The sequence below is a fragment of the Robertmurraya mangrovi genome, assembly GCF_034427655.1.
In the GTDB taxonomy this organism is placed as follows: domain Bacteria; phylum Bacillota; class Bacilli; order Bacillales; family Cytobacillaceae; genus Robertmurraya_A; species Robertmurraya_A mangrovi.
In genome coordinates, this window is sequence record NZ_JAXOFX010000004.1 from 122,699 (window position 1) to 135,267 (window position 12,569).

A 12,569-nucleotide genomic window follows, 5' to 3' on the forward strand; every position below is an offset into this window, starting at 1 on the left:
ACGAATAATGAAACAACATTTTTACCGACAACCTAATTGAAAATCACATAGTTAATATAACATAGTTTCGCCATCATACGTGTGAATAAACCTTGAAATTGTGACAACTTTTACCTAGCCTAGAACAGATTTAATTTAAAAGGATAATTTGTATAAATGTAGAGATATTATAAACAGTAATGTTTTATTAGATTAATGGCGTAATTTTTCGAAAAAAAGAACTTTTTAAATGTAAACGATATCAATAAATGGATTCCTTGAATTTTCATATATGAGGAGTATTCTAAAGAAGTAAGGTTCTTTGTAACCTTTATACATAAAACTTGTTAAGTTTAAAAAGCAATTCATGTTAACTAATAAGGAGGACTCGTAATGAGTGACCTATTTGAGAGCTTAAAAGCAAAAGTGACTGGCCAAAATTTAAAAATTGTATTTCCTGAAGGGTTAGATGAACGAATTTTAACTGCAGCAGGAAGACTAGCTTCAGAAAAAATATTAACTCCTATTTTAGTTGGAAATATTGAAGAAATTGAAGCGAAAGCAAAAGAACTTAATGTATCTACAGAATCTATTGAAATATACGATCCGAATAACTTTGCCATGATGGATGGTTTAGTTGCGGCATTTGTTGAAAGAAGAAAGGGGAAAGTGTCTGAAGAGGATGCTAGAAAGATTCTTCTAGATGAAAACTACTTTGGTACAATGTTAGTCTACTCGAATCAAGCAGATGGTTTAGTAAGCGGTGCAGCACACTCAACAGCTGACACGGTTAGACCAGCTTTACAAATCATTAAGACAAAAGAGGGCGTACGCAAAACTTCGGGTGTATTTATCATGGTACGAGAAGAAGAAAAATACGTGTTTGCAGACTGTGCAATCAACATATCTCCAGATAGCCAGGATTTAGCGGAAATTGCAGTTGAAAGTGCGAAAACAGCGAGAATGTTTGATATTGAACCTCGAGTAGCAATGCTAAGTTTTTCAACAAAGGGATCTGCAAAATCACCAGAAACGGAAAAAGTCTCGGCCGCTGTACAAGAAGCTAAATTAAGAGACCCAATGCTAGTGTTAGACGGAGAATTTCAATTTGACGCAGCATTTGTACCATCCGTTGCTAAAAAGAAAGCTCCCGACTCTCCACTTCAAGGAGACGCAAACGTATTTATCTTCCCAAGCCTAGAAGCGGGAAACATCGGTTACAAAATTGCTCAACGTCTAGGAAACTTTGAAGCAGTAGGCCCAATCCTACAAGGCCTAAACCGCCCAGTAAACGACCTCTCACGCGGATGCAACGAAGAAGACGTATACAAACTAGCACTCATCACCGCTGGCCAAGCGTTGAGTCAATAATAATAAAAGAGGTAGAAGTCAGTCATTGTTATAGTGACTGGCTTTTATATATATTTAATAACCTTGGGAACTTTTCTTTAAAATCTAACTTTATAAGTCTGAGTTGATTGGAGCGGAAGGCACTTGACTCCTGCAGGAATAGATGGGATGGGAGACCCCACAGGCGGTAACGCCGAGGAGGCTCCCACCCATCCCTGCGGAAAGCAAGTGCCTGGAGCGGAAATCAACGGGCAAAATTTTAAGATCAAATATGCTATAATAAGCAGATACAATTTAAAGTCTAACTAAGACTATTTAAAGGAGAAATAACAATGAAAGAGGCTCAAAATCTATTGTTACAAGAACAATGGAGAGTGATTGACCAGACCATGGTTGGTTTACATGGACATGCCCTTCAATCCTTTGGTATGGATGATACACTATGTGCGTCAGTTGGTTCGAAACAGTCACCCGCAACTGCTAGAGCCTGGGTTCACCCTCGTACCATCGTACTAGGAATTCAAGACTCAAAACTCCCCTTCTTAAAAGAAGGTTTAACCTATTTAGAGGAACAAAATTATCAATATATCGTTAGAAACTCAGGAGGATTAGCCGTAGTACTAGACGAAGGAGTCTTAAATCTTTCTCTTATTTTTCCAGAAGTAGAAAAGGGGATTGATATAAATAGAGGCTACGATGCCATGTGGCTACTCGTTCAAGAAATGTTTGCAGATTTTCCTCAAAAAATAGTAGCGAAAGAAATAGTAGGTTCATATTGCCCAGGCAGTTATGACTTAAGTATAAATGACAAAAAATTTGCTGGTATTTCTCAGCGACGACTTCGTAATGGAGTCGCTGTCCAAATCTATCTTTGTGTCAACGGTAGTGGAAGTGAGAGAGCGGAGTTAATCCAAAATTTTTATAATATATCAAAAGGGAATTCGGAAACAAAATTTGAGTATCCGACCATTAATCCTTCTGTTATGCAATCCTTATCTGAATTATTAGAAGTCGGGCTTACTGTTCAAGATGTTATGCTACGGTTTTTAAATGTATTGAAAAATAAAAGCAACTTTTTATTTTCAGGTACTTTAACGGACGAAGAGCTTCCTTTATTCGAAAGCTATTACCAACGTGTAATAGAAAGAAACGAAAAAATGCTAAATGAACTTAAATAAAGAAAGCCGTGACCCACAAAATGAGGTCTACGGCTTTTTTTTATAGGATTAGTTGTTGCCTTTCTCCTTCTCCATCTATTCATTAGGTTTTCCCCACAATGTTAGCCAATGTCCTAATTATAAAAGTAAGTAAGAGAAAAACCTATTTATATATGATAGTTTCTATATTATTCAGCCACTTTTTCAAGGTTACCGTTACGGTCCATTTTAAATTTAGTTGCTGGTCTTTCTTCCTCATCGAATAGTACTAATTTTCTTGCACGATTCATGATTTTCATTAGTGTCTCGTAATCTTCTTGCATCATAACAGAATTCTGTTCTAAGTGATTAATTTTTTCTTCAAGTTCTTCATTACGATTCCTAATTTGAGCATTTTCACGTTTTAATCTTTCATTCTCACTTTTTAGGATTTCAACTTGGAAGTTGGATCCTTTTAAACTTTGCAAGTAAGTTATAATGTTATCAAGACTTAAATCTCGTTTTGGACTAGGTATGTTTGAAGCCATAGCTGGTACTGGTACGTCTGTTTCTACATCCTCTAGCATTTCTTCAGCCATCTCTTGTGAAGCAAAGATTGAAGGAATATCAAACTCTACTTGTTCTACAAAAGTATCAAAAGTTTCCTCTTCACTCATCACTTCATTAATAGAAGGAACTGGTGGTGTGTAGAGTAGCTTTTTCTTTCCACCTTGATCTTTTCCTAGTATTCTCTGACGTTGTTTACGTTGTTTTTTCGCTAGTTGAAGAGCTTTTTCATAACGATGTCTAACAACAGCATTCCAACGAAAACCGCAAGCTGCAGAAGTACGATTCAATTTATCTCCTACCTCTTCAAAGGCATTTAACTGAGTACTTCCTTCTCTCACATGTCTTAATACTGTTTCCGCTAGTAATAAATCATTTTCATCTGTCCATGCATCTTGACGCACTTTCATCATCTCAACTCCCTGATTCAATCTTTTTAATTGGCTAATTTCGAATTAATTGAAAAAAGCTTTTTTAATTAATGTTCTAGTCTAATGATTTCCAAATTGACAGAACTTTATACAAAGTGTTTAAAAGGATAGTAGATTTTTTTCTAATAAGTAGAGGGTGATTTTTTTAGAAATGGGAAGATTAATGGTAATGAGAAAAAAGAGGGAGGAGTCATATAGAAAATCTGCTAAAGATTACAGCTTGCAATAGTAAGCAATAAAATGTAAAATACCGTGTAGGCTAAAAGCTCTTAGAAGCAACGATCATTGGTATAAATAGATTGATGCTTTTAGTTACAGCGTAGAAGGGGTTGTAAATATGGCAAATGAATTCCGCGTTTGCGATGACTGTCAAGCAGTTAACCTTAAGACGTTAATTCCTCGATTGAAAGAAATAGACTCAGAAGCGACCATTGATATTGGTTGCCAATCTTATTGTGGTCCGGGACGTAAAAAGACATTTGCGTTTGTTAATAACCGTCCACTAGCAGCTTTAACAGAAGAGGAACTAATGGATAAAATTAATAAAAAGCTTAAAAAGTAAAAATCGCCTTTAACTATTTTGTTTTAGGTGGTTTTTTATTTTTTATGGTGTTTTATTTTTCTGTTAGAAACTATTAATTCATTCATTATATATAATAGCTAGAAAAAGTAGTTTGGTTATTTTTGTCGAAATCAAATGGAATTATTCGGAATTTGTGATGATTTGTAAGAAAAATCAGGCTATAATAGAGAGTATAGAAAATGGTTTTTATTATGTTAATCCCCTTTGCTAACCTTTAGGTTAGAGCTTTAAACAAGATAGATAGGGAGAGGGCAGAAAATGGGATACTCCACAGAAAAATTAAGCGAAGAAAAGGTGTTTAAAGATCCTGTCCATCGCTATATCCATGTGCGTGATAGGGTGATTTGGGATCTTATAGGGACGAAGGAATTTCAACGACTAAGAAGAATTAAGCAGCTGGGTACTACCTATTTAACCTTTCATGGAGCGGAGCACAGTCGATTTAATCATTCTCTAGGAGTATATGAAATTATTCGCAGAATTGTGGATGATGTCTTTTTTGATAGACCAGAATGGAGCAAAGAGGAGCGATTGCTTTCCCTTTGTGCAGCACTGTTACATGACTTAGGACATGGCCCATTTTCCCACTCATTTGAAAAAGTTTTTGACCTCGATCATGAACACTTCACTCAAGAAATTGTACTGGGAAACACTGAAGTTAATAAGGTACTAACAAAAGTGCATCCTAACTTTCCTAAACAAGTAGCGGAAGTTATCGCTAAAACGTACCACAATAAACTAGTTGTTAGTTTAATATCAAGCCAAATCGACGCTGATCGAATGGATTATCTTCAGCGAGATGCTTATTTTACAGGAGTAAGTTATGGGCATTTTGATATGGAGCGAATTTTGCGTGTTATGCGGCCGAAAGAAGATCAGGTAGTGATTAAACATAGTGGAATGCATGCGGTTGAAGATTATATTATGAGTCGCTACCAAATGTATTGGCAGGTTTATTTCCACCCTGTTACGCGAAGTGCAGAGGTCATTTTAACAAAGATTCTGCATAGAGCCAAAGACTTACACGGACAAAACTATTCATTTAAATATGAGCCCATTCACTTTTATAGCCTCTTTGCTGGTAAAACAACATTAGAAGACTATTTAAAATTAGACGAAGCCATCATGCTGTACTATTTCCAAATATGGCAAGAAGAAGAAGACAATATTCTAAGGGATTTGTGCCAACGTTTCATGGATAGGAATCTTTATAAATACGTGGAGTTTGATCCTGCAAAAGAATATAAGAAGTTAGCAGAGTTATCCACTCTGTTTTCAAAAGCAGGACTAGAGCCAGAGTATTATTTAGTGGTGGACTCATCATCTGACCTCCCATATGACTTTTATCGCCCTGGGGAAGAAGAAGAGAGATTACCTATTCACTTGTTAATGAAAAACGGTGACATTAGAGAGCTTTCTAGAGAATCAGAGATTGTCGATGCAATTTCTGGTAAAAGACGGACCGATCATAAACTCTATTTTCCATATGACTTAATTACAGATGAATCTTCTAAAAAAAATATAAAGAAACAAATTCGTACGCTTTTAGAAATATAGAACCTTACATACTAAGGGGTAACACTAGCCTACGGATGGATAAATAGTTTGGAGTAGGAGATGTTTATTTTGTTAAAAGACCATGCAAAGTTGATGCAAGCTTTTGCTGTTTCTGGGGAAATCATTGGACGAAAAAAACTGCAGAAGATGATTTATATAGCTAAGAAAATTACTTTTCCTTTTCAAGAGAGATTTCAATTTCATTTTTATGGACCCTATTCTGAAGAATTAACATTAAGAATAGAGGAACTATGCAATATGGGATTTGTGGAAGAAGTGAAAGAAAAAAAGGGCGGTTATTTCCAATACCGCTATAACTTAACGGAATCAGGAAAAGAATTTTTATCTCTTAATCAAGTAGAGATGCCTAGTTTAGACACCTGTCTAACGGATATGAATGTTCAAAATGCTAGATTCTTGGAACTGGTTTCAACTGTTTTATATTTTGATAACTTAAGTAAAGATGAAGTAGCCGAAAAAATCTTTACGTTAAAAAGTAAACAAAAATATACAGATGAAGAAATTGACCAAGCTTATGAATATATTGAAGACCTAAAGGAAAAAGCTAAACCTCACCACTAATGGGGGTTTAGCTTTTCTTTTTATTGATCACTTAACCTTTTACCAGCGACTGCATAATGATTTTTTGACATTTCTTCAATAAATACTACGACTTTATCTTCAGGAGCTCCAGTAGTTTCACTTACTACAGCAGTAACTTTTTCAACTAAAGCTTTTTTTTGATCCTCTGTGCGTCCTTCTAACATCTTCACTGTAACATATGGCATGATTATCTCTCCTTGAAAAAATGATGTTGGTCTTAAAATGTAGTTTTTCATATTTTTCTATAATGTGCAAGATTTGTACTTTTATTAAAATAAACTTTATGTTTCGGAGAGAATTCTAATGGCAAAACTTAGAGGAGTAAATAGGTTAGAAAATGGCTATAGAGGTAAGTTTCCTGTATACTTTTAGTTGAAAAGTCATCAATAACGGGTGGGTTATAATAACAATAATTTATATCATACAAGTAAGTAAGGGGGTTTTTGATTGGAACAATTTTTGGCGTTTTCGTTAAGGGAAATACCATACGTAGCCTTAACATTAATTATCGCCTTCACGGTTCATGAATTTGCACATGCTTATGTTGCCTATAAATTTGGTGATCCTACAGCAAAGAATCAAGGGAGAATTACCCTTAACCCAATAAAACATTTAGATCCATTCGGTACTATCCTAATATTTATCGCAGGGTTTGGATGGGCACGTCCGGTACCTGTTAACCGCTTTTTCTTTAAAAACCCCAGGTTAGCTGGTGTTTTAGTTTCGATTGCAGGTCCATTAAGTAATTTAGTGCTAGCTATAATTGGATTTGTGTTGTGGTATAGTGCACTAGGGACGGGACTAGGGGAGTCCATTCCATCGTATATTCCCGAGTTTTTAAATATTTTTATTAAATTAAATATCGTTTTATTTATATTTAATTTACTACCTCTTCCACCTCTTGATGGATATAGGATCATAGAAGACTTAGCCCCAGTAAATATCAGGGCTAAGATGACACAATACGAACAATACGGGATTGTCATCTTTTTAATTCTTGTTATCACACCACTTGATCAATACACCATTCAGCCCATCTTTAGAACGGTATTACCTTTTGTCATAAACGGACTGAATGATTTCTTTTATGGATTGTTTATATAATTTTAACTCTACTAGAGAACAATTTTGATTTATAGACAGTATTGATTGGAGCGGATGGTGCTTGACTCCTGCGGGAGCAGCGGTACAGGGGAGACCCCACAGGTGCGATAGCACCGAGGAGGCTCCCCGACCGCCCCGCGGAAAGCTAGCACCAGGAGCGGAAATCAATACTCAAACTTCAAAGAGCCAAAACCTTAACTTGTAATTGGAGGATGTTTTCATTATGGAAGAAAAAAAGAAAAAGAATATCGGATTTAATATCATTAAAAATGATCCAACAGATGGCCATGGTGGCTTCGGTGGAGGAGCCTTAAGCTTAGAAAACGTATCACCTGTTATTATCGATGTCGAAGCTGGGGAAGCGGTAGTGGATGTTGGTGCCATGCACGCGAGAAGTGTGGTAGAAAAAGGGATTAAGTTCCTACCTAATAAAGATGAAGTACCGAACGGAAAGCCATATTGGTTAGTCTGGGTTACAATCGACCGAAAAGTGGAAGGTCCTTATTATGCTGGTATTACTGCATGTGAGATGACTGTAGATAGAGAAATTCGTAGAGGGTATAAGTCTCTTCCTGAACATGTGAATCGATTGGATAAATCAATAAAACGTCATATCATTGTTGATCACATGGATGCGAAAGCAAAAGAGATATTATCATCATTTTTACGAAACCATGATTTAGGAATGTGGGAAAGATCCGAACAAAAATTAAAAGATGACCTTCACGTTTGAACGTAAAACCTAGAATAATATTTTTTCAAGTGTAAAAGGAAAATTATCCAAAAATTTGACGAAAATGTGACAGTTTTTCGAATTTAAAATGCAAGGTACTTGCCGATTTCTAATAAAAAAAGTAAACTATTAAACAGCGTAAACACGCTATAAAGCTAGGACACGAAAAACCTCGGGTGAATTTTCACCCGAGGTTTTTTGTTTGTATTTTGCTGACATTAAGTTATTTTTCTAAAAAAGTATCGTTAGGAGCCCCACTTGAATAGCTTTTTGTACCAAGGGATTTTTTCTTTTTTGTTCTTCTCTTTTTTATGCTCAGGCTCTTCTTTTACACCCTCGATATGGTCAATGCAGTACTCAGTCGGTTCAGTTCCAGCAACAAAATAGGTTAATCGCTTAACGGGGCAATCCTCTGTTGCAAGTAATCCATTTTGTGGATTAACATAGACTCCTACAGTTCCCTTTGGAGCTTTAAAAGTTTTAACAGGTTCTCCTTCTAGAGCGGATTCCATAAAATTAATCCAAATATTTTTTGCGTACGTTTTTTCAGAGGACAACTGAATAGGCTTACCTTTATCAAAACCCGTCCATACAGCTGTTACAAGCTGTGGAGTGTATCCAATCATCCAACTGTCTGTTTCTGTACTACCTGATTTCCCTGCATACATGCGTGTCATGTTATTAACAACCGTACTTCCTGTAACATTCGAATAACCATTTAGCTTCCGATCAAAAATCCCTGTCATCATATGAGTCATGACAAAAGCTTCTTCAGGACGTAAAATCGGCTCGTTAATCTGCTCTTTCTCGTAAATTACTTCACCTTTATGGTTTTCTACTTTTTTAATTAGAGTAGGAGTTACTTTTTTACCGCCATTAGCGATGATACTATACGCATTAGCCATCTCAATCACTCTTACACCAGATGTGCCTAGTGCAAGGGATGGTACCTTAGCCATCTTAGAGGATATACCAAACTTTTTAGCTGTTTCTACTAGTGTTTCTTCTCCAAGAAATAGATGGGTTTTAACAGCATACACATTGTCAGAGAGAGCAAGTGCTTGTGCCATCGTGATGTCATCATTTGCGTATAAATTATTAAAATTATGAGGTGTATATTCAGGCCGGTTATCCTGAAACTTAAAGGTGGTCACCTCGCTACGCATCGTGGAAGAAGGTGTAAAGCCTTGCTCTAAAGCAGTGTAATACAACAATGGCTTCATAGTAGAACCGGGCTGGCGAACCGCTTGTACTGCACGATTAAAAGGACTTTTAACATAGTCTCTTCCGCCAACCATCGCTTTTACCTGTCCAGTTTTCGGGTCCATAGACACCATACCCACTTGAATTTCAGAATCAGAAGAAATGTACTTTTCAATGGTTTCTTCCGCAATTTTTTGCTGCTCTAAATCAAGTGTCGTATATATCTTAAGTCCTCCGAGCTCTATCGTTCGCTCATCAATGTTCAATACATTTTTTAATGCTTGTCGAACGGCATCTTGAAAGTAAGGGGCAAAATCTACTGAATCAAGTGAATGCTTTCCAATGATAACTAGTTTCTCACGTAAAGCAGCATTTGCTTCTTCTCTAGTAATAAATCCGTTTTTAACCATTACGTTCAAGATAATTTCTTGTCTTTGCTTGGATCGTTCTAAAGAAGCTAGTGGGGAATAAATACTTGGCCCCTTGGGAATCCCGGCAAGCACAGTAGCCTCACCTAAGGATAACGAGTTCGCATCCTTGCCAAAATAATACTGGCTAGCTGCCTGAATACCATAAGCTCCTTTACCGTAATAGATGGTATTTAGATATCCTTCTAGTATCTGATCTTTCGTGTAGTTCATTTCTAATCTAATGGTATAAAAGGCCTCTAGAAATTTTCTTTTCCACGTTTTTTCATGCTCAAGGAAAAGATTCCTAGCATATTGTTGACTGATCGTACTTGCTCCCTGAACTTTAGCTCGCGCTTTAATGTCAGCTAAGGCAGCACCAGCAATTCTTTTATAATCAAATCCATTATGTTTGTAATAGGTTTTATCTTCTATGGCAATGGTGGCTTCTATTAGTTTTGGTGATATTTCTTCTAGTTCAACCCAGTATCGTTTCTCACCATTGTTGCTCTCACCAATCACAGTCCCATCATCAGAGAAATAAAGGGTAGATTGAGGGACAGCAAGTGGAGGTGGACCAAGAATCTTAGCATAGACTAAAATCCCAATGAACAAGAGTAAACCAATAGAAAGACAAAACAAGCCTATAATTAATAGAGCTCTTAAGTATTTGATCGTACGCCTAAAACGATGGTCGGTCATCAGTTCCAATGCAAATCACCTCTTTCCTTGTAAAGTGAAAAATAGACATTAAGACTTTCTATCAGTATGAAATATTTAGGTGTTTTTTAAACATTGAGCAAAAAAAGAAATTTTTTCTTGATTTTTTGCTAGATTCATCTATACTTTTTTTGTTTAGAAGTTTTTGATGATTTAATACAACAAAGTTAATCATGCAGATGATTTAGGGCCTATAGATTTACAAATTGGCTCCTTACAAATATGTTTGTATTTGAAATGTTAGGGAAGTATAAAATTATAATTTAGTCTGAAAGGATGAATGAAATGGGATTATGGTTTACTGAAAAGCAAACTGAGAACTTTGGAATTACAATGAAAGTGAAACGCACATTACATACGGAACAAACAGAATTTCAAAAATTAGATATGGTAGAAACAGAAGAGTGGGGCAACATGCTTCTTTTAGATGACATGGTTATGACATCTATTAAAGATGAGTTCGTATACCACGAAATGGTTGCACATATTCCTTTATTTACTCACCCAAACCCTGAGAACGTTCTTGTTGTTGGTGGTGGTGACGGAGGAGTAATCCGTGAAGTATTAAAGCACCCAAGTGTAAAAAAAGCGACACTTGTTGAAATCGACGGAAAAGTAATCGAGTATTCGAAAAAGTACCTTCCAGAAATCGCTGGTATGTTAGATGACGCACGTGTAGAAGTAAAAGTAGATGACGGCTTCATGCATATCGCTCAAAGTGAAAACGTGTATGACGTTATCATGGTAGATTCTACTGAGCCAGTAGGTCCTGCGGTAAACCTATTTACAAAAGGTTTCTACGCTGGTATCTCTAAAGCGTTAAAAGAAGATGGGATTTTCGTTGCACAATCAGACAACCCATGGTTTAAAGCTGATTTAATTAGCACGGTTCAAAGAGACGTTAAAGAAATCTTCCCAATTACTAGACTTTACATTGCTAACATTCCAACATATCCAAGTGGTATGTGGGCATTCACATTAGGATCTAAAAAGCATGATCCACTAGAAGTAAGTGAAGAGCGTTTCCATGAAATCGACACGAAGTACTACACTAAAGAACTGCACAAAGCAGCTTTCGTATTACCGAAATTCGTACAAGACTTAGTAAAATAAGGGGTCAGACCCTCTTTAACACAGTAAAGCAGTGGGGGTCAGTCCCCCTTTAATGGAGGTATGTAAGATGCGTTTTGATGAAGCTTATTCTGGTAACGTGTTTATTAAGAGTCATCCTAGCTTTGAGGAAAGTAAAGCGGTTCTTTACGGAATGCCAATGGATTGGACGGTTAGCTATCGTCCAGGTTCTCGTTTTGGCCCTACTCGTATCCGTGAAGTATCGATTGGATTAGAAGAGTACAGTGCTTATTTAGATCGTGAATTAGAAGATGTTAAATACTTTGATGCGGGAGATATTCCATTACCATTCGGTAACCCACAAAAGAGCTTAGATACAATCGAGGAATTCGTGGATCAATTATTGGCAGCAGGTAAGTTTCCACTAGGAATGGGTGGGGAGCACTTAGTATCATGGCCTGTAATGAAAGCTATGTACAAAAAGTACCCAGATTTAGCGATTATCCACATGGATGCTCATACCGATTTACGTGAGCATTATGAGGGAGAGCCATTATCTCACTCTACTCCAATTCGTAAAGTGGCAGAATTAATCGGACCAACAAACGTTTATTCTTTTGGAATTCGCTCTGGAATGAAGGAAGAATTCGAATGGGCAAAACAAGTGGGTATGCATATTTCTAAATTTGATGTTCACCAACCATTAAAAGAAATTCTACCAACTCTTGCTGGACGCCCTGTCTATGTAACCATTGATATCGACGTTCTTGACCCAGCTCATGCACCGGGTACAGGTACAGTAGATGCTGGAGGAATCACATCTAGAGAGCTTTTAGCTTCTATCCATGAAATTGCTCGTTCAGAAGTAAATGTAGTTGGAGCAGACTTAGTAGAAGTAGCACCAATCTATGACGTATCTGAACAAACAGCTAACACAGCAAGCAAACTAATCCGCGAAATGATTTTAGGATGGGTTAAATAGATAATTGATATTTTAGGTGACAGGCACCTGTAATGTGATCGTAATATTACAGGTGCTTTTTTGTGTTTTTTTAAAACTAAATGTATGACAAAATGATTACAGGTGCCTGTCACCAGTAACATTTGCACTTACCCATCAAAATC

The 12,569-nt window shown here is 36.6% G+C and carries 12 protein-coding genes; 9 read left to right on the plus strand and 3 right to left on the minus strand.

Annotated elements, in window-relative coordinates; translation table 11 throughout:
* The first annotated feature begins 372 nt into the window (after positions 1-372).
* Positions 373-1,350 (plus strand): phosphate acetyltransferase, encoded by a 978-nt coding sequence (gene pta, locus SM124_RS08345; RefSeq protein WP_322446056.1) that lies wholly within the window; start codon positions 373-375, stop codon positions 1,348-1,350.
* A 311-nt stretch (positions 1,351-1,661) separates the two neighbouring features.
* Positions 1,662-2,507 (plus strand): octanoyl-[GcvH]:protein N-octanoyltransferase, encoded by an 846-nt coding sequence (gene lipL, locus SM124_RS08350; RefSeq protein WP_322446057.1) that lies wholly within the window; start codon positions 1,662-1,664, stop codon positions 2,505-2,507.
* A gap of 167 nt (positions 2,508-2,674) precedes the next feature.
* Here the strand turns inward: lipL and SM124_RS08355 are convergent, their stop codons facing one another.
* Positions 2,675-3,445: an RsfA family transcriptional regulator gene (locus SM124_RS08355; RefSeq protein ID WP_407691387.1), complete on the minus strand. Its 771-nt coding sequence runs from the start codon at positions 3,443-3,445 to the stop codon at positions 2,675-2,677.
* 355 nt (positions 3,446-3,800) lie between these two features.
* Between SM124_RS08355 and SM124_RS08360 the strand changes: the two genes are divergently transcribed.
* The 3 genes from SM124_RS08360 to SM124_RS08370 all read left to right on the plus strand — a co-directional run bounded on the left by SM124_RS08360 (position 3,801) and on the right by SM124_RS08370 (position 6,185).
* Positions 3,801-4,025 carry a YuzB family protein gene (locus SM124_RS08360; RefSeq protein WP_322446058.1) on the plus strand — a complete coding sequence of 75 codons (225 nt, stop codon included), beginning with the start codon at positions 3,801-3,803 and terminating at the stop codon, positions 4,023-4,025.
* Positions 4,026-4,304: 279 nt separating this feature from the next.
* A complete protein-coding gene (locus tag SM124_RS08365; RefSeq protein ID WP_322446059.1) occupies positions 4,305-5,603 on the plus strand; it encodes an HD domain-containing protein in 1,299 nt (432 codons plus the stop codon).
* 69 nt (positions 5,604-5,672) lie between these two features.
* Positions 5,673-6,185 (plus strand): YwgA family protein, encoded by a 513-nt coding sequence (locus SM124_RS08370; RefSeq protein ID WP_322446293.1) that lies wholly within the window; start codon positions 5,673-5,675, stop codon positions 6,183-6,185.
* Between the two features lie 20 nt (positions 6,186-6,205).
* On the opposite strand, the gene thmT is transcribed toward SM124_RS08370, so the two are convergent.
* On the minus strand, positions 6,206-6,391 hold the full coding sequence (gene thmT, locus SM124_RS08375) for a 2-hydroxymuconate tautomerase (RefSeq protein WP_322446060.1): 186 nt from the start codon (positions 6,389-6,391) through the stop codon (positions 6,206-6,208).
* Between the two features lie 262 nt (positions 6,392-6,653).
* Here thmT and SM124_RS08380 point away from each other — a divergent pair, with 262 nt between their 5' ends.
* Together SM124_RS08380 and SM124_RS08385 are read left to right on the plus strand one after the other, a co-directional pair.
* Positions 6,654-7,310: a site-2 protease family protein gene (locus tag SM124_RS08380; RefSeq protein WP_322446061.1), complete on the plus strand. Its 657-nt coding sequence runs from the start codon at positions 6,654-6,656 to the stop codon at positions 7,308-7,310.
* Between the two features lie 223 nt (positions 7,311-7,533).
* Positions 7,534-8,043, plus strand: a complete 510-nt coding sequence (locus tag SM124_RS08385) for a YwhD family protein (protein ID WP_322446062.1) — start codon at positions 7,534-7,536, stop codon at positions 8,041-8,043.
* Positions 8,044-8,288: 245 nt separating this feature from the next.
* Here SM124_RS08385 and SM124_RS08390 read toward each other — a convergent pair whose 3' ends face one another.
* Positions 8,289-10,364: a transglycosylase domain-containing protein gene (locus SM124_RS08390; RefSeq protein ID WP_322446063.1), complete on the minus strand. Its 2,076-nt coding sequence runs from the start codon at positions 10,362-10,364 to the stop codon at positions 8,289-8,291.
* Between the two features lie 294 nt (positions 10,365-10,658).
* On the opposite strand from SM124_RS08390, the gene speE reads away from it, so the two are divergent.
* Positions 10,659-11,486, plus strand: a complete 828-nt coding sequence (gene speE, locus SM124_RS08395; RefSeq protein WP_407691388.1) for a polyamine aminopropyltransferase — start codon at positions 10,659-10,661, stop codon at positions 11,484-11,486.
* A 67-nt stretch (positions 11,487-11,553) separates the two neighbouring features.
* Positions 11,554-12,426, plus strand: coding sequence for an agmatinase (gene speB, locus SM124_RS08400; RefSeq protein WP_322446065.1), 873 nt, complete (start codon positions 11,554-11,556; stop codon positions 12,424-12,426).
* The last annotated feature ends 143 nt before the right edge of the window (positions 12,427-12,569 follow it).